Origin of the sequence: Enterococcus sp. CR-Ec1, from assembly GCF_002850555.1 — a bacterium.
Classification (GTDB): domain Bacteria; phylum Bacillota; class Bacilli; order Lactobacillales; family Enterococcaceae; genus Enterococcus_D; species Enterococcus_D entomosocium.
The window spans coordinates 3195659-3214415 of sequence record NZ_CP025223.1 but is presented as its reverse complement, the minus strand read 5'-3'; the positions used below and the strand labels follow the sequence as shown (position 1 = coordinate 3214415).

The 18757-nt window shown below is 43.8% G+C and carries 10 protein-coding genes and 2 pseudogenes; 11 read left to right on the top strand and 1 reads right to left on the bottom strand.

Going from position 1 to position 18757, the window contains the following annotated elements; genetic code table 11:
• The first annotated feature begins 175 nt into the window (after positions 1-175).
• The 7 genes and pseudogenes from CXM95_RS15265 to CXM95_RS15235 all read left to right on the top strand — a co-directional run bounded on the left by CXM95_RS15265 (position 176) and on the right by CXM95_RS15235 (position 11921).
• A pseudogene (locus tag CXM95_RS15265) lies at positions 176-1533 on the top strand (alpha-L-fucosidase).
• 55 nt (positions 1534-1588) lie between these two features.
• Positions 1589-2542, top strand: coding sequence for an ABC transporter permease (locus CXM95_RS15260; RefSeq protein WP_008379472.1), 954 nt, complete (start codon positions 1589-1591; stop codon positions 2540-2542).
• Between the two features lie 15 nt (positions 2543-2557).
• Positions 2558-3472 (top strand): carbohydrate ABC transporter permease, encoded by a 915-nt coding sequence (locus CXM95_RS15255; RefSeq protein WP_008379474.1) that lies wholly within the window; start codon positions 2558-2560, stop codon positions 3470-3472.
• Positions 3473-3493: 21 nt separating this feature from the next.
• Positions 3494-5146 carry an extracellular solute-binding protein gene (locus CXM95_RS15250; protein ID WP_016612901.1) on the top strand — a complete coding sequence of 551 codons (1653 nt, stop codon included), beginning with the start codon at positions 3494-3496 and terminating at the stop codon, positions 5144-5146.
• 84 nt (positions 5147-5230) lie between these two features.
• Entirely contained in the window at positions 5231-8278 is a 3048-nt protein-coding gene (locus CXM95_RS15245; protein WP_016612900.1) for an alpha-mannosidase, read from the top strand.
• A 6-nt stretch (positions 8279-8284) separates the two neighbouring features.
• The gene (locus CXM95_RS15240) at positions 8285-10540 is read left to right on the top strand and encodes a glycoside hydrolase family 3 N-terminal domain-containing protein (protein ID WP_016612899.1); all 2256 of its coding nucleotides are present in this window, start codon (positions 8285-8287) and stop codon (positions 10538-10540) included.
• Positions 10537-11921, top strand: a pseudogene (locus tag CXM95_RS15235) (glycoside hydrolase family 1 protein). Before CXM95_RS15240 ends, CXM95_RS15235 begins: the two are co-directional and overlap by 4 nt.
• Before the next feature lie 69 nt (positions 11922-11990).
• On the opposite strand, the gene CXM95_RS15230 reads toward CXM95_RS15235, so the two are convergent.
• Complete coding sequence (locus CXM95_RS15230; RefSeq protein WP_008379484.1) at positions 11991-12851, bottom strand: MurR/RpiR family transcriptional regulator; 861 nt, start codon at positions 12849-12851, stop codon at positions 11991-11993.
• A 216-nt stretch (positions 12852-13067) separates the two neighbouring features.
• Between CXM95_RS15230 and rpsO the strand changes: the two genes are divergently transcribed.
• The 4 genes from rpsO to celB all read left to right on the top strand — a co-directional run bounded on the left by rpsO (position 13068) and on the right by celB (position 18712).
• The gene (gene rpsO, locus CXM95_RS15225) at positions 13068-13337 is read left to right on the top strand and encodes a 30S ribosomal protein S15 (protein ID WP_005228072.1); all 270 of its coding nucleotides are present in this window, start codon (positions 13068-13070) and stop codon (positions 13335-13337) included.
• 294 nt (positions 13338-13631) lie between these two features.
• Complete coding sequence (gene pnp / locus CXM95_RS15220) at positions 13632-15749, top strand: polyribonucleotide nucleotidyltransferase (RefSeq protein ID WP_008379486.1); 2118 nt, start codon at positions 13632-13634, stop codon at positions 15747-15749.
• 219 nt (positions 15750-15968) lie between these two features.
• Positions 15969-17369 carry a glycoside hydrolase family 1 protein gene (locus CXM95_RS15215; RefSeq protein ID WP_008379488.1) on the top strand — a complete coding sequence of 467 codons (1401 nt, stop codon included), beginning with the start codon at positions 15969-15971 and terminating at the stop codon, positions 17367-17369.
• 2 nt (positions 17370-17371) lie between these two features.
• A complete protein-coding gene (gene celB, locus CXM95_RS15210; protein WP_034872146.1) occupies positions 17372-18712 on the top strand; it encodes a PTS cellobiose transporter subunit IIC in 1341 nt (446 codons plus the stop codon).
• The last annotated feature ends 45 nt before the right edge of the window (positions 18713-18757 follow it).

The window sequence follows — 18757 nt, the reverse complement described above, 5'->3', positions numbered from 1 at the left end:
CACAGCAAATATATTTGATCCGCTTTATTTCTCCTAACGCTTTTATGGAAGGAAGCTTTTTTCGTTACAAATTTTACAAACGCTCTTGCTTGGTTTAACACAGTAAAAAAAGTTACATATTGTTAGATGGACTTTTTTTCGTTTACATTTAGAACAAAGAAAGGAGTGCAAATGTATGATAAAAATTCGCGGCGATATTGAAGAAGCCAAGGAGAGAGAGCAAGCAGCGTGGGTCCCGGAAACAGAAATGCTCAAGCAGCGTCTGGAATGGTTTCAAGACTTGAAATTCGGAGTAATCTTCCATTATGGGCTGTATGCTGAAGCGGGGATCGTTGAATCATGGCAATTATCTGAAAAAGATGAATGGGCTAGAGAAAACCAGCCCTATCGAGAAACTATCGAAGCACTGCGTTTGGATTATTGGCAGTTGATTAATCGATTTGAGCCGAAGAAGCTGGATACCCGTAAATGGGCCAAGATCTGTAAGAAGGCGGGATTTAAGTACTGTTTATTCACAACAAAGCATCATGATGGGTTTTCGATGTTTAACACAATGGAGTCAGAGTTTAAAATCGGCGGGAAATTAAGTCCCTTTAAACGCGATATTTTACAAGAAGTGTTTACGGCGTTTCAAGAAGCAGGGATTGCAACAGGAGCCTACTATTCTAAAGCTGACTGGTATTCTCCTTTTTACTGGTTGGATGATGATACCGTCAAAGGCCGTCATGCCAGCTATGACACCCACCTTCACCCAGAAATCTGGGCGCGCTATGTGTCATTTGTGCATCGTCAGATTGTAGAGATTACTTCCAATTACGGAAAAGTCGATTTTCTTTGGCTAGATGCCGGTTGGTGCGGGCAAGGAAAAGAAGACCTACAAATGGATCGTTTAGCTGAGATTGCACGTGAGAAACAGCCGGAATTGATCATCGTTGATCGAATGATGGGTGGCCGTCATGAAAACTATGTGACACCAGAACGCAAAATTCCTGCATTAGCAGAAATTCCTAAAAAAGTTTGGGAAAGCAATATCCCGATTGGGAATGATTGGGGATATGTGCCGAATGATACCTTCAAGAGCAGCCAAGAACTGCTGGAAACCTTGATTGAGGTAGTCAGCAAAGGGGGAAATTTGATTTTAGGTGTCGGCCCAACACCTGATGGCGAATTTACATTCGAAGAGACCCAACGCTTAGAAGAAATCGGCAATTGGTTGGCGCTATATGGTGAAGGCATCTATGAAACGCGGGCGAACCCAATAGCTTGGCCAAATGAATGGCATTTGACCTATCAAAAAGAGGGCAAGGCTCATTTTGCATTTCGCAGTATCGCTGCAGGCGCTTTCGAACAGATTCCTTTAACAGAGATTGGTGCAACTGAAGAAGACGAGCTAATTGATCTAGCCACTAAAAAGCGTTACCAGTCTATAAAAACGCTACCGAACCGTACCTCTTATGGTCGGATATCAGTCAGCCGAACGTTGGGGCAGTTGGGATTCGCGTTTCGACACATAGGGAAAAAAATACACATTGATTTGAAAGCGAATACAATTCATGATAAGGCTAACACCAAGCAAGGAGGAGGAAGAATGGAAACAGCGCCAATCAGACAAACCGTTTCAGTACCTAAAACAAAGAAACAAGATATAAAAATGAAGATCAAGAAAAATCGGCAATTGTACTTGTTTGTGTTGCCAGCATTTTTGATTATTTTGATTTTCTCTTATGGACCGATGTATGGAATCATTATTGCATTCAAGGATTATATGCCTTCATTAGGGATTTTGGGCAGTCCTTGGGTTGGATTTAAACATTTTCAACGTTTCTTCGATTCCTATTATTTTTGGGAACTCATCAAAAATACTTTAGGAATCAGTATCTATTCGTTGGTTGTCGGTTTTCCGCTGCCGATCATCCTGGCATTGGCTTTGAATGAGATCAAAGACGGCCCGTTTAAAAAGATTACCCAAACAGTCACTTATGCCCCAAACTTTATTGCTGTGGTGGTCATGGTTGGTATGGTCATTGCTTTCTTATCTCCTTCAACAGGGATCATCAATCACCTATTAGAATTTTTGGGTTTCGAGCGGATCAGCTTTATGACTAATCCCCGTTGGTTTAAAACGATTTATGTCCTGTCCGGAGTTTGGCAAGGAACGGGATGGGGGTCTGTGATTTATCTGGCAGCTCTATCTGGAGTCGATACGCAACTGCACGAAGCGGCAACGATCGATGGCGCTTCTCGTCTGCAACGCGTTTGGTATATCAATATTCCAACGATCATGCCCACGATGGTGATCTTATTGATAATGAGCTTCGGCAGCTTGATGTCAGTTGGGTTTGAAAAAATCATCTTGATGCAGAATCCTTTGAACATGCAATCCTCGAATGTGATTGCGACCTTTGTTTACCAGCAAGGGCTGTTAGATGCGCAGTACAGTTTTGCTGCGGCAGTCGGCCTATTTAACTCATTGATCAATTCCGTATTGTTGATCGTAGTCAATCATATTGCCAAACGTTTAAGCAATTCTAGTCTATTGTAGGAGGGAGGACCAAAAGTGAAAACAACTTCTTTAATAAAAGATACCCGTGCTGATAAAATCTTTTTGATCTTTGTTTATGTGTTTTTAGCAATTTCATTGCTGATCGTTTTATATCCGCTGATCTATATCGTCAGTGCTTCGATCTCAAATCCGCATCTGGTAAACTCAGGTGAAATGTGGCTTTTACCAAAAGGAATCACCTTCGAAGGCTATCGAACATTATTGGGCAACAGCAGTATCTGGCGTGGCTATTTGAACACGATCTACTATACAGTGTTAGGAACATCGATCAATCTCTTGGTAACCTTGCCTTGTGCCTATGCGTTATCGCGAGAAGATTTTTATGGGCGACGAGCCTTCACCAATTTTATGCTGGTTACCATGTTCCTGTCTGGTGGCTTGATTCCCAGCTATTTGCTGATTCGCAGCTTAGGTATGCTGAATACCGTTTGGGCACTGGTGATTCCAGGGGCCGTCTCGGTTTACAATGTGGTTGTCACACGAACGTTTTTTCAATCCACAATTCCGCGAGAGATGGAAGAAGCAGCGATTGTGGATGGTTGTTCCGATTTTCGTCTATTCATGCAGATCGTTTTACCATTATCAACGCCGATCATTGCGGTAATGGCTTTGTTCTATGGCGTCGGACATTGGAACAGCTTCTTTAACGCATTGATCTATCTTTCTGATCGATCGATGTACCCGCTGCAGATGATTTTAAGAGAAATTTTGATTCTTCAAGATATGTCTTCAAATACCGTCAGCAATGTGACTTCAGAAATGGCGAATATGCTATACAGCAAACAGCAACTCGCTCAAGTCATCAAATACGGCGTCATGATCGTTTCTTCGTTACCGGTAATCATCGTCTATCCGTTCTTACAAAAGTATTTTGTCAAGGGCATGATGGTCGGTTCAATTAAAGGATAAAAAAATCAAAGGAGGAAGAAAATGGGATTAAAAAAGAAAATTTTAGGAATGGCGGGTGTCGCTTTATGCAGTACCCTCGTCTTGGGTGCCTGCGGCAATTCTTCAGATGAGGGAACTGGAGAAAAGAAAGAGGTTGCTATCAATCATGACAGCCAATTTCCAATCATCAAAGAAGGCGAAGAGCTGACCTTGAATATCATGGCACCAGGTGTGGGAATGGCCGAGTGGGAAGACATGCCGACGCTACAGGATTACCAAGAAAAAACCGGTATCAAACTGACTTATACGACACCGCCATCGGCTGACTTTAGTACGAAACTGAACTTAGCTTTTGCTTCCGGCGACTTGCCGGATATCGTTTACGGTGCTGGTTCGCAAGCACTGACGGCTTCGATGGAGATCGATTACGGTTCACAAGGGATTTTACTTCCCTTAGAGGAGTATATCACGCCAGAAATCATGCCAAATCTTTATGCACTGACGCAAGAAGATCCTTCTATTTTAAAATCGATCACCACGCCAGATGGGCACATTTACTCCTTACCAATGATCTCTCGGAATGCGACTTCAATCTGGTGGCAAGGCCCGATGTGGTACAACGGCACGTGGCTAGATAATTTAGGTGTATCAGAACTGCCGAAAACCACAGAGGAACTGCAAGAATTGTTGACGCGTTTCAAAGACGAAGATCCTAACGGAAATGGTCAAGCAGACGAGATTCCATTGACGGATGTCGATATGAACTCGACACGTGTTTGGTTGATGGCCGCCTTTGGCTTACGGACTCGCGGGATTCAAGTGGACGATGATGTGGTCTCCTACACACCGACATCAGAAAACTACAAAGCATTCTTGGAATACATGAATACACTTTACGATGAAGGCTTGCTGGATAAAGAAGTTTATGGACAGTCAGATGAGCAGAAAAAAGCGAAGGGTGAAAACAATCAACTAGGGCTTTTTGCCGACTATTTCAGCTTCTTTACTACTGGTCGCAGTGAGGCAGAGGCGATGAACGATCCGATGTTCCAACCGTTGACCTCTGAATGGGCACCAGAAGCCAAGATTCCTGGCAGTCCACGAATCTCTCGGGGAACTTTTGCATTGACCAATGTCAATCCTTCCCCAGAAGCTTCCATGCGTTGGGTGGATTACTTCTATTCGGAAGAAGGCACAAAATATATTGAACAAGGGCCAGAAGGTGTTCTTTGGGAGTACCAAGAAAATGCGGATGGCGAAAAAGTCCGGGTTTATGTGGATGGCATTGATACAGACAACACGGAAGACGAACGCGGCAAAATCACGCCGGCATATGGATTGACTACACCAAACATAGTCATTGATACAACAGGTGAATACCATATTCGCAAAACGGCTGATGAAGAACCAGATACTCGTTTTAGTGATTGGGTTGCACAAGAAACGGCAGAAAAGATGGAAGACATCGCTGAAGTACCATTCCCGCTACTGTATTTAACGATTGAAGAAAATGACAAAGTAGCAGCCACTGCCACTGATTTGACAACTTATGTAGAACAAATGGAAGCGAAGTTTATCACAGGTGTCGAGCCATTAGACAATTGGGACGATTATGTGAAAACGATCGAAGCAATGGGCATTGACGAATATGTCGAAGTCTATCAAACGGCCTATGACCGCTGGAAAGCAAACTAATATCATACGATAAGGGAAACGGGTCGAGACAATCAATCTCCACCCGTTTTTTTTCAAAAAATAGATAGAGGAGTCAAATGAAAAATGAGAGTTATGCAGCCTTACGAGTTTGAACGCATCCGAAAAATTTTCTACAAATTAAAACAGTACCGTGTACGCTATCAACAGCCAATAGACCCGCTTTTTTTAAAACAAGAGGATTGGGTACCGTATGAGCAAGGGAGTTATTTCGGAGAAAAAAACACCTATTATCAGCTGAAAGGCAGCTTTCAAGTTCCCAATGATTGGGTAGGGAATCCTTGTGTCTTACAAGTCTATTCAAGCCTCTCAGAGTGGGACAACACCACCAATCCCCAAATCAAAATTTATTTGGACGATACCTATGTCCAAGCTATCGATGTCAATCATCGAGAGGTCACTTTGGCTGAAGGATATCAACAAAAAGCAGTCAAACTGAAGATTGATCTGTTCTCGGGCCGTTCCGATAAACCATTCCCACTGCATATCAACTTATTGGCATTGGATCCTGTCGTCAATGAACTCTGGTTTGATTTTTATACGCTGTTTGATAGTTGGCGTGCCATTCGTGCGTTTGGCGGTGACGAAGCATTTTATCAACAAGTTCTTGGTCAAGTCGCCAATGTCTTGGATTTTCGTACGCCCTACTCAGCGGCATTCTATGAAAGTCTCGCAAAAGCCAAGCAACTGCTTGCGTCATGTTACTTACCAGCGCATACACCAAAACAAAAAGTGACGGCTGTCGGCCATACCCACATCGATCTGGCGTGGCTTTGGACGGCACAGCAAGCAATTGAAAAAGGTGAGCGCAGTTTCCAGACGGTCTTGAAATTGATGGAGGAGTATCCAGATTACACGTTTTTTCAAAGCCAACCACAACTGTATCTCTCCATGAAAACACATTATCCTGAACTTTACGCTGCAATCAAAGAAAAAGTTCGAGAAGGAAGATGGGAAGTTGACGGGGCGATGTGGGTGGAAGCCGATTGCAATTTGACTTCAGGGGAATCGCTGGTTCGTCAGATCCTTTATGGCAAACGGTTTATGAAAGAGGAATTTCAAGTCGATAGCCGCATCTTATGGCTACCGGATGTCTTTGGTTATTCAGCCGCCTTGCCGCAAATTTTACGCAAAACAAATACGCCCTACTTTATGACGACGAAGCTGTCATGGAACCAGTTCAATCAAATTCCTTATGATTCCTTCTATTGGCAAGGAATTGATGGCAGCCGCGTTTTGACGCATTTTATTACCACCATCAGTGAAGGATACAGTCCAAGAGATTATTATACGACGTATAATGGATTGCTAGATCCTTACACGATCAAAGGCAGTTTTGAACGTTATCAGCAAAAAGATCAGCACGACGAAATTTTGATTGCCTATGGGTACGGTGACGGTGGCGGAGGCCCGACGAAAGAGATGCTAGAAGTCCAGAAACGGCTGCAAAAAACATTGCCGGATATGCCGACGATTACTGGCAATCATGTGGGGGGCTTTTTTGATCGACTGGCAGATTCTTTTAAGGAAAAATCTGGGCCAGTCTGGTACGGCGAATTGTACTTTGAATACCATCGTGGAACACTGACTTCGATTGGCAAAAACAAGAAGGCCAATCGCCAAGGAGAATTTTTCTTACAGACGATTGAAAAACTTTATAGTATTTGTGCAATCAATCGTTATCCGCAAGCTGAATTAGAACAACTTTGGAAACAGCTGCTATTTAATCAATTCCATGACATTCTGCCGGGAAGCTCGATCAAAGAAGTTTATGATCAGACGGATCAAGAGTATCAACAGCTCTTTGATAAAGGCTGCAAGCTGATCGAAACTTTGATTCCAGCGGTGCAAGCAGCCGAAGCTACGTCATGGCATGTCTTTAATCCGCTGGGACAAGAGCGGACGGGTCTGGTCTATTTAGACGATCAGACAGGGATCAAAGAAGCTTACCTGACTCAGCGGACCTATGATGACCGGCTCTTAGTCAAAATTCCCGCCATGGCTGGATTGAGCTGCAAAACACTGACCCCTGTCTCAGCTGTGCCTCAATCAAAGCAAGTGGCAATGCGGCTGGAGGAATCGTTTGAAACGGTTGATTTTAAAGTGATTTTTGACAAACACTTTGACATCATCTCTTTATTTGACAAACGGCATCAACGAGAGATCGTACCAAAAGGCGAGCGGTTGAATCAGTTAGTAGCTTATGAAGATCTGCCGATGGATTATGATGCGTGGGACATTGATATTTATTACCAGAAGAAGCCTTATCCTGTGAAGCAAGTTCCCTCAGCTGAGGTCGTTGAGCAAGGTGAGATTCGTGATACCTTGAAAATCAAACGTCAGTTTGAAGATTCTTTTATTACCCAATGGCTACATTTTTATCATGGCACCGGAAGAATCGATTTTGAAACAGCGGTTGATTGGCAGCAGCATCAATTGCTGCTGAAGGCATTGCTGCCGATTGATGTCAACACATTGGAAGCGACATTTGATATTCAGTTTGGGCAGGTAAAACGACCTGTGCATCAAAACACGACATGGGACCAAGCACGTTTTGAGAGCTGTGGTCAAAAATGGGTTGATCTCTCAGAAGGAAATTATGGGGTTAGTATTTTGACAGATTCGAAATATGGGTTCAATACGGATTATCAAAAGATCGGGCTTTCTTTGATTAAATCGCCGATTGATCCGTATCCAGAAGCGGATCAAGGCTTTCATGAGTTTACCTACTCCTTGTACGCCCACGAAGGGACTTGGCAAGACGCGCAAACGATGGAAGAAGCTTTGGCATTGAATGTTCCCGTTCTAACCGTTCCAAGTGTGCCACAACTATCAGCAGAAGCTTTTCTAGCAGTCGATCAAAAGAATGTCTTGCTGGATACGGTGAAAAAAGCCGAAGATGAAGAGGCACTGATCGTGCGGTTGTATGAATATCACAATCAAACCACCGCCTGTCAATTGCGTTGCCAAAAAAGAATCAAAAAAGCGGTTTTAACGAATCTTTTGGAAGAAACCGTCGCTGAACTGCCGGTCGAGCCGCTGGATGCCCAAAGCATCACAATCCATTTCCAGCCTTTTGAGATCCAGACCATCATGCTTTATTTAGAAGACTAAATAGAAATGGAGAAGCATATGATTGAGACACTTTTACGGCAAATGACGTTGAAAGAAAAAATCGGCCAGCTGAATCAGCGTCTGTATGGTTGGGAAGTTTATGAAAAAACTAACGGAAAAATTATGTTGACTGAAACCTTTAAAAAAGAAGTAGCTCGTTTTGGCAGTCTTGGCTGGATTTACGGCGTGTTTCGAGCTGATCCTTGGTCAGGTAGAAATAAGCAAACAGGCCTGACGACCACGGAGTCCTATGAGCTATCCCTTATGATTCAAACTTATTTGCAGGAGCACACTCGGCTGGGGATTCCGGCCCTTCTCAGTGAAGAGTGTCCTCACGGGCACCAAGGTTTAGAAGCGACGACGTTTCCGGTCAATTTTAGTGTTGGTTCTAGTTGGAATCCAGAGCTGTATCAAGCGGCCCAAACCATCACTGCTCAAGAGATTCGGGCAAAAGGAGCCCATGTTGGCTTGGTTTCCGCATTGGACATTGCTAGAGATCCGCGTTGGGGGCGAACTGAAGAATGTTTCAGTGAAGATCCGTTTTTAACCAGCAGCTTTACCAAAGCGGCCGTCAGAGGATTACAAGGATCAAAAACAACGATAGAAAAGCAGAACGTTTTAGCGGTATTGAAGCACTTTGCTGCCCAAGGTGCAGGAATGGGGGGACACAATGCAGGGCCAGTGGCAATCGGTGATCGGGAATTCCGCGAGATCCATCTGCCACCAATGAAAGCAGGGATTGCTGCTGGGGCCTTGGGGTGTATGGCTGCATACAATGATCTAGACGGTATCCCGTGCCATGCCAATGCTTATTTGCTGCAAGATGTTTTACGAGAAGAAAGTGGCTTTACGGGAATTGTGATGGCCGATGGGTGTGGGCTGGATCGGATTGCTGACTGGCTGGGGAGCCACCCACAAGCGGCCGCCAAATCCTTGACCAGCGGTGTGGATGTTAGTTTATGGGATGAAGTTTTCCCAGTGTTAGAAGAAGCTGTCCTTGAGGGGCTACTTGCGGAAACGGCGATCGATGATGCAGTCCGTCGTGTGCTTCTTTTGAAAGAAAAACTTGGCTTGTTTAAAGAAGCAACGCCCCGTGTTTCATTGCCCCGTAAAGAAAAGGCGCAACAAGTTGCCTTGAAATTGGCGGAGGAATCGATTGTTTTACTAGAGAACAATGGTATTTTGCCTTTGAAGAAAACGCGACAAAAGATTGCCGTCATCGGTCCTCACGTTAAACAGCTCTATCATCAGCTGGGGGATTATACGCCATTCAAGGAAGAAACAACATGTACGACCCTTTGGGAAGGTTTGACCAGTTTAAGTACGCATCAAGCTGACTTCTTCTACGAGAAAGGCTGCGAAATCTCTAGTGGCACACTGGCTCAACGAAGGCAAGCCTGTCAGATTGCAGAAAAAGCGGATGTCGTCTTAGTGACGATCGGCGGCTCCAGTGCCCGTGATTTCACAACGGATTTTGACAAAAACGGTGCCGCCTTAAGGGGATCTCAGGAAATGACCAGTGGAGAAAACATCGACTTGGCTACCCTCGATTTGCCGCAATGCCAGTTGGATTTACTGTTTGCGTTGAAGAAGAGTAAAAAGCCGCTGATTGGGATCGTGATTTCCGGTCGACCGCATTGCTTAGCTCCTTTGCAAGACTTGTTCGATGGGGTGCTTTACGCTGGCTATCCCGGCCAATATGGAGGGGAAGCGATTGCTCGGATTCTTTTTGGTGAAACGGTACCTAGTGGGAAATTAGCAGTTTCTATTCCTGATACAGTTGGACAACTGCCTGTCTGTTATAATTATCGCAACACAGCGTTTCAAAAAGACTACCTCGATCAAAAAGGCGCACCAGTATATTCTTTTGGTTATGGTCTTAGTTATGCCTCTTTTATTTGCAGCTCGGTTTCGGCTGAATATGCAGGGGAAGGCATTATCGTCAGTGGCACACTTGAAAATCATTCTACTGTGTCTGGTAAAGAACTGGTCCAATGCTATCTAAAAGAGTATACAAAAGCATATGTGCCGAGGAAAAAAGTCTTATGCGGCTTTCAAAAAGTATGGGTGCCTAGTCAAGGACAAGCAACTTTTCAACTCGTGATCGGTGAAGCATCATTGCAGCAGCTGGCAATTTCCTTGGAAGAAACAACATCGTTTTGTCTGGAAGTCGAAACAGCAGGTCAGCAGTATCGATTTGTATTTCAACGGTCCAACCCTGACCGCACGTGGCAGGTAATTCAGAAAGGAGCAAAAGAATGATTCACTTTCCAAAAAACTTTTTATGGGGAGCGGCCGCGTCAGCACCGCAAACCGAGGGGGCCGCAGTGGTTGACGGCAAAAGTCCCTCTACATGGGACAAATGGTTTGAGTTGGAGCCGTCACGCTTTTACGATGGTGTCGGACCAAGCGACACCTCAAATACCTACTATCAATACCGGGAAGACGTAGCAAACATGAAGGCCATGAACTTGAATTCCTATCGGACATCGATTGCATGGACCCGCTTATTACCAGATGGAAAAACATTGAATCAGACGGCAGTCCGGTTTTATCGGGCATATTTTCAGGAAATGCTGGATCAAGGCATCGAACCGATCATTAATTTGTTTCATTTTGACATGCCTTGGTGGCTGATGGAAAAAGGAGGTTGGGAGGCGCGGGAATCCGTGGACCATTTTGCATTTTATGCAAAAACTGCTTTTGAACAATTTGGCGATTTAGTGAAAAAATGGGCGACCTTTAATGAACCATTGGTGCATATTGAATGTGGGTATTACGGAGATGCTCATTGGCCGCAAGTGCGTGATTTCAAGCGGGCAATTCAAGTTGGTTATCATACCTTGTTAGCCCATGCGAAGGCAGTTGCTGAGTTTCGTAAAATCGCACTTCCTGATGGAGAAATCTGTATCATCTTGAATTTGTCACCTGTTTATCCAAAAGTCAAGAAGCGGCTGATCGAGAAGCCGCTGAATGGGCAGATCTCTTGTATATTCGCAGTTTTTTGGACTGTGTCGTTTATGGACAATTTCCAGAAAAGCTAACGAGCTTATTCAAGGAGCATCAATTGTCCCCTGAATATGAAGCAACAGATGCGGAAATTTTTCGTGAAAATACCGTAGATTTTATTGGTTGCAATTATTATCAACCGTTGCGGATCCAAGCACCACTTCCGCAGAAGGCAGCATCCGGTCCCTTTGAGCCACGTCAGTTATTTCGTGGGTACGATTGGCCAGAGAAAAAAATCAATCCTCATCGCGGCTGGGAAATCTATCCAGAAGGGATTTACGATATCGCGATGCGTCTAAAGAATGACTATCAAAACATGCCATGGTTTGTTTCCGAAAATGGCATGGGGGTATCTGAGGAAGAACGGTTCATGGACGCCACGGGGCAGGTCAATGATACGTATCGGATCGCCTTTGTTGAAGACCATTTGCGTCAGCTGCATCATGCAATCGAAGACGGGTCTCCTTGTTTCGGTTACCATATGTGGACCTTTATGGATTGCTGGAGCTGGTTGAATGCATATAAAAACCGTTATGGGTTTTATCGAGTGGATTTGAAAAATGACTTCAAGCGTTATCCCAAAGCGTCCAGTTTTTGGTTGGCAGAAGTAGCTGCCAAGAATGCCCTTGATTGATCAAAGTGTCCTTAGAAGAAAAAATACCGCAGGAAAACTTTCCTGCGGACTTCTTTGGCTATGAATATTTTATAAATACTTCTCACGAAAATCGGCAATGGCTTGGCGTGAGGCATAGATATTGCGTGCCAGCTTTTCATTCTTGCTTAAAAAGACATAGAAAAGGACATCGACCGCCAATAGGTGGGCGATAATCGAATTCGTAGCAGCACTACGTTGGTTGGCTTCTTTGGAACGGGACACTTGCAGGGGAACATCCGCCAACTTTGTTAACGGATTACTGCCAAATCGGGTGAGTGACAGAATCGGGACGCCAAGATTTTTAACGATTTCTGCTAAGTGAACCATCTCAGGCGTGTGTCCACTGTTGGAAATGACCCAGAGGAGACTTTTTTTCTCGTTTTTGACGAGTTGCGGCAACAAGAGATTGTAGTCATTTTCAAACACGACGATTTTGCCTAAACGGGTCCATTTTTGTTGGATATCTTGTGCGATCAATGAAGAAGCACCGATCCCGCAGACAAAGATTCGCTCACGAGTCGCGATCAGTTCAGCGGCAGCCAACATCAGCTGTTCTTCTAACAATTGAGCCGTCTCATTCATAGTCACCTGTGCATTGTGGCTTAATTTAGATGTGATGGCATGAAAGGGCTCATTTAATTCAACATCGGCATAGCCCAAGTTTTCATTGGCATTTTGGCGCAAGCCGGATTCCGCAGATAATTGTATTTTTAAATCTGTCAAACTAGCAAAGCCGGTTTTTTTCGCAAAGCGTACGACAGTCGGCGCACTGATCCCAGTGGCTTCTGCTAATTGACTCGCAGTCATCGACGGCACTTTTTCAGGATTGGCCTCCATGAATGCGAAGAGTTTCTTCTCAGAAAGCGATAATTCATTTTTCATGCTCTCGATTCGGGAAAGAACGCTCATCCTTACACTTCCTTTAGATAGAGTAGTATCCTCAGTATAACATAAGTTTTGGAGGAGCTTTCAAAAGAAACGAAAAGAATAGGTAGATAAACTTGCTTTTTTACTTAGAATCAAGTAAAGTAATTACGTGTGAAAAGCACAGTACCTGTTACTTGGTTTAACGAATCACCAACGTTTTACTCAGTCGCAGGGGAAAAAGAAAAAGAGGTGAAAAACATGGCAATTTCAAAAGAACGCAAAAACGAAATCATCAACAAATTTGCACGTCATGAAGGAGATACTGGTTCTCCAGAAGTTCAAATCGCTGTTTTAACAGAAGAAATCAACCATTTGAACGAACATGCACGTATGCACAAAAAAGACCACCATTCATACCGTGGGTTGATGAAAAAAGTTGGACATCGTCGTAACTTATTAGCTTACCTACGTCAAAAAGACGTACAACGTTACCGCGAATTAATCCAAGCTTTAGGATTACGTCGTTAATCAAACAAAGAAAAGTGAGGTTCAACCCGAATCTCACTTTTTTGCTATGAATCACTGCGACTGCAGTGTCGGCTAAAACAGCTGATGCAGTCTGACAGGTGATCTCGAGTCATCTAAAAAGTGAAACACCGAAAGAGCGGCCTTTTGACTGGTGAATCAAAAAGCGCAGCTAAAAAGAATTTTGGGTCCTTGTAAGCAGCATCCTACTAACCAAATGAAAGCAGCGGAACGACATTCCGATTTTTTCATTTGTTTAGTAGTGACTTGCTGGGATCCGATGAAAAGGAGCAGAACATGACAGAAAAACAAGTATTCAAAACAACTTGGGGCGGCCGCCCATTAGAAGTAGAAGTTGGCCAATTAGCCAAACAAGCAAACGGAGCTGTATTGGTTCGTTATGGCGATACGGTTGTCCTAAGTGCAGCGGTTGCATCTAAGGAAGCAAAAGATACCGACTTTTTCCCATTAACAATCAATTACGAAGAAAAAATGTATGCCGTAGGGAAAGTACCTGGTGGCTTTATCAAACGGGAAGGACGTCCAAGTACGGAAGCAACCTTGACTGCCCGCTTGATCGATCGTCCGATCCGTCCAATGTTTGCGGAAGGTTTCCGTAACGAAGTACAAGTAACAAACATCGTAATGAGTGTTGAACAAGATTGTACGCCAGCAATGGCGGCAATGTTAGGTTCTTCTTTAGCATTGTCTATTTCAGATATCCCGTTTGACGGACCGATCGCTGGTGTTGATGTTGGTCGGGTCAATGGTGAGTACGTCTTGAATCCAACAGTAGAACAAGCAGAACAAACTGATATCGAATTGACAGTAGCTGGAACGAAAAAAGCTATCAACATGGTTGAATCAGGCGCGAAGGAAGTTTCTGAAGAAGACATGTTAGGTGCGTTATTATTCGGTTTTGATGCTATCCAAGAATTGGTTGCCTTCCAAGAAGAAGTTGTCGCAGCTGTGGGTAAACCAAAAATGGAAGTCAAATTGTTACAAGTAGATGCTGACTTGAAAAAAGAAATTTTCGACGGCTACTACCAAACAATGAAAACTGCTGTTATGACTGAAGAAAAATTGGCTCGTGAAGACGAGATCGATAAAGTCAAAGACACAGTGAAAGAAGTGTATGCAGAAAAATTTGCTGGACATGAAGAGGAAGCACAATTCTTGAAAGAAGTGAAACAAATCGCGGAAGATCTTGAAAAAGATGTGGTTCGCGAATTGATCACCATCGACAAGATTCGTCCGGATGGCCGTCAATTAGACGAAATCCGTCCATTGGCATCAGAAGTTGGCTTATTGCCACGTGTTCATGGTTCTGGTCTATTTACTCGGGGACAAACCCAAGCATTGTCTGCTTGTACATTAGCACCTTTAGGCGAACACCAAATCATTGATGGATTAGGGGTTGAAGAATCAAAACGATTCATCCACCATTACAACTTCCCTCAATTTTCTGTTGGTTCGACTGGTCGTGCCGGCTCACCAGGACGTCGTGAAATCGGTCATGGTGCATTAGGCGAACGTGCCTTAGCACAAGTGATTCCTGATGAAACAGACTTCCCTTACACAATCCGTCTCGTTGCAGAAGTATTAGAATCAAATGGTTCTTCTTCTCAAGCAAGTATCTGTGCAGGAACCTTAGCATTGATGGATGCAGGGGTGCCAATCAAAGCACCAGTTGCAGGTATCGCAATGGGACTTGTATCTGATGGTGAAAACTACACGATCTTAACTGATATTCAAGGCTTAGAAGATCACCTTGGCGATATGGACTTTAAAGTTGCTGGAACCAAAGATGGGATCACTGCGTTACAAATGGATATCAAGATTCAAGGAATCACTGAACAAATCTTGACAGAAGCATTAGATCAAGCGAAAAAAGCACGGATGGAAATCTTAAATGAATTGACATCAACATTGGCTGCTCCTCGTGAAGAGTTAAGCCAATACGCACCGAAGATCGAAATGATCCAAATCGATCCTGCGAAGATCAAAGATGTAATCGGTAAAGGCGGCGACACCATCAATGGCATCATTGATGAAACTGGCGTGAAAATCGATATTGATCAAGACGGAAAAGTTTCGATTGCTTCTGCTGATGCAGAAATGATCCAAAAAGCTATCAAGATCATTGAAGAATTGACGAAAGAAGTAAAAGTTGGCGAAGTGTACCTTGGGAAAGTTGTCCGTGTTGAAAAATTCGGTGCGTTTGTCAACTTGATCAAAGGCAAAGACGGCTTAGTTCACATTTCACAACTTGCGAACGAACGGGTCAACAAAGTAGAAGACGTTGTCAAAGAAGGCGACGAAATCTTAGTGAAGGTCACAGAAATCGACAAACAAGGCCGTGTGAACCTTTCAAGAAAAGCACTATTGAACGAAGATAAAGCAGAGCAAAAATAAGCTGCTATTTCTAAATTATCGCATTGAAAAGCAAAGTCTAGGAAACTAGACTTTGCTTTTTTTTTGTCTAAGTAGCACATCTTCAAAAGGGTCTTACTTGACAGGAGTTATTTTTTGCTTTAGTGCGAAAAATAAGAGATAATTCAGAATATTGTCTTTGCCATGCAAGCAATAATTCTAAGATGTTAAACGCATCTTATTTAGGATAAGGAGTACGATATGAAACAAACATTTCCAACTGATTTTTTATGGGGAGCATCGATTTCCGCTCACCAAACCGAAGGAGCGTATCAAACCGATGGCAAGGGACTGAGTGTCCAAGATACTCGTCCAAGAGACAACCACAAGATCGCGGATTTTACTGTGGCTGTCGACCATTACCACCAGTACAAAGAGGATATCGCCTTGTTAGCAGAAATGGGGATCAAAATTTTCCGTTTTTCGATCGCTTGGTCGCGAATTTTTCCAGAAGGGCGCGGTACTATTAATCAAAAAGGATTGGATCATTACAGCGATGTCATTGATGAATTGCTGAAACACGGCATTCAGCCCTTTGTAACGTTGAACCATTTTGACTTGCCGCAAGCATTGGAAGACGAAGGCGGCTGGACAAAACGCAGCACCGTTGAGGCATTTGCCGCATACGCCAAAACGCTGTTTACAGCCTATGGGGATCGAGTGACGCACTGGCTGACGATCAATGAACCAAATATCATGCTGTTGGTGGATCAAAAAATATTAGGGAAAAAGATTCCATTATCAGAAAAATACCAGCAATTTCATCACCTGATGATCGCTGAAAAATATGCTTTCGAAGCGTGTCATGAAATCGTACCGAATGGCAAAATCGGACCGGTGCCGAATATTTCGTTGGTCTATGCGGCGACTAGTCGACCAGAAGACAACCAAGCGGCGCTGTATTTCAACAGTGTCCGGAACTGGGCGTACCTTGATTTCGCCTGCTTCGGTCGTTACAATACGGTCTTTCAAGATTATTTGAACCAAAACGGCCTCACGATTGACTTTGGTCCGGAAGATGAGGTGTTGATGAAACGGGCTCTGCCTGACTTTGTCGCAATGAACTTCTACACCACGGTGACAGTGGAGCAGCCGACGGAAGCTGGGGACATGAAAAACGGCATCAGTGATCAGCAAAGTGAAGACATTATGGAGCGTGGTTTTTACAAAGGGTTCACCAATACGTTCTTGAAGAAAAATGCCTTCAATTGGACCATCGATCCCTTGGGACTGAAAACGACGTTGCAAACACTTTATGATCGTTACCACTTGCCGATCATCATTACTGAAAACGGCTTAGGGGCCGAAGACCATCTAGAAGCAGATGGCGCGGTTCATGATCCGTACCGTATCGATTATTTGTCGCAGCATATCAATCAATGCTTAGCCGCGATCAATGCTGGGGTGGATCTGATCGGATATAGCCCGTGGTCTGCCATTGATTTGATTAGTGTGCATGAAGGGATTCGAAAACGGTATGGTTTTATTTACGTAGATCGCAATGATGCAGAGGAAAAAGAACAAAAACGAGTGAGAAAAGACAGCTTTTATTGGTATCAAAAGCTGATTGAAGAAGGGGCGATCCCTTCGTTGGAGGAGTAATGATGACAAGTGTTTTTACCTTTTTAGAAACGCGTTTGATGCCGCCATTGAATAAGTTGGCGAATTTACGCTTTATTCGCGCAATCATGCAAGCTGGGATCATTACGGTCCCTTTTACGATCGTCGGATCGATTTTTTTAATCATCAATAATTTACCACAAATCATTCCACCACTGGCTGGCTTTTTCGAACAAACGATTTTACGATTTTCACCGCTTTATAGTGTCGTAACTACCATGTCTGTTGGCTCGATTGCTGTTTTTTATTGTTTAGCAACAGGGTATTATTTAACTGAGATCTATCATAAAGAAGAGCATTTGACTATGAGCAGTTTTGTAGGGGCGTTATTAAGTTTGTTTGCCTTTTTAATGACGATCGTCCAAGTCGATATCACAGATGGTGCGGCACAATTGCTGCAGTCAGAGAGCGAAACCGCCATTGTTTATAATGGGGTCGCTTTAGGCGGTTGGATCACTCGCTTCAGTGGAGTAGGGATCTTCATCGGGATTATCACTGCAGTACTTGCTACGTCAGTCTATCGTTTTTGTGTAAAAAGAAAGATCACCATCCAGATGCCTGAAGGGGTTCCTGATGGAGTCAGCAAAGCATTTGCGTCATTGATCCCAGCGATTTTGATTGCCTTTTTGATGGTGGCGATCAATGGAGTACTGGCGGTTTTCCACACGGATCTTCACGGATTGCTATCCAAACCATTTGAATTCGTGAAGGAGTTGACGGGTTCGTGGTTAGGAATCATCGTGATTATGCTCCTTATCCATCTCTTATGGGCAGTGGGGGTTCATGGGACGGCAGTTATAAAAAATAGTTTCATCAATCCCATCCTATTGGTGGCTCTAACTGAAAATATCGATGGTGCCAATAATATTTTTGCTGGGGATTTTGTGAACATGTATATTTTTATGGGTGGCGCAGGAAGTACACTTGGATTGGTTTTATTGATGCTGTTTGTGGCAAAATCACAACAGCTCAAAGTCTTAGGAAAAGCAGCGATCTTACCGGGGCTTTTTAACATCAATGAACCAGTGATCTTCGGGGCACCGATCGTCTACAATCCGTATTTGATCATCCCCTTTATCGTAACACCTTTGATCAACGTGACGATTGCTTACTTTGCTAGCTCGTTTGGCTTTGTCGATAAAGTCATTACGGGAATTCCCTGGATTTCACCGGTGGGCATAGGGGCGTTTTTAGGAACCGGCGGTGATTTCCGAGCCATCCTGATCGCTTTGATCAACTTAGGGGTTTCCATTCTCTGCTATTATCCATTCTTTAAGATGTACGATGGCAAACTCTACACGGAACAACTTGCCAATCAAGCATAAGTAGAAAAAACAGCAAAACGCCCGTTGATGGACTTCTAGTGAAGT

Bases quoted from the DNA above. Each gene is read 5' to 3' on its own strand.
- CXM95_RS15260 (WP_008379472.1), top strand. From the start codon at position 1,589: ATGGAAACAGCGCCAATCAGACAAACCGTTTCAGTACCTAAAACAAAG.
- CXM95_RS15250 (WP_016612901.1), top strand. From the start codon at position 3,494: ATGGGATTAAAAAAGAAAATTTTAGGAATGGCGGGTGTCGCTTTATGC.
- CXM95_RS15245 (WP_016612900.1), top strand. From the start codon at position 5,231: ATGAGAGTTATGCAGCCTTACGAGTTTGAACGCATCCGAAAAATTTTC.
- CXM95_RS15240 (WP_016612899.1), top strand. From the start codon at position 8,285: ATGGAGAAGCATATGATTGAGACACTTTTACGGCAAATGACGTTGAAA.
- CXM95_RS15230 (WP_008379484.1), bottom strand. From the start codon at position 12,851: ATGAGCGTTCTTTCCCGAATCGAGAGCATGAAAAATGAATTATCGCTT.
- rpsO (WP_005228072.1), top strand. From the start codon at position 13,068: ATGGCAATTTCAAAAGAACGCAAAAACGAAATCATCAACAAATTTGCA.
- pnp (WP_008379486.1), top strand. From the start codon at position 13,632: ATGACAGAAAAACAAGTATTCAAAACAACTTGGGGCGGCCGCCCATTA.
- CXM95_RS15215 (WP_008379488.1), top strand. From the start codon at position 15,969: ATGAAACAAACATTTCCAACTGATTTTTTATGGGGAGCATCGATTTCC.
- celB (WP_034872146.1), top strand. From the start codon at position 17,372: ATGACAAGTGTTTTTACCTTTTTAGAAACGCGTTTGATGCCGCCATTG.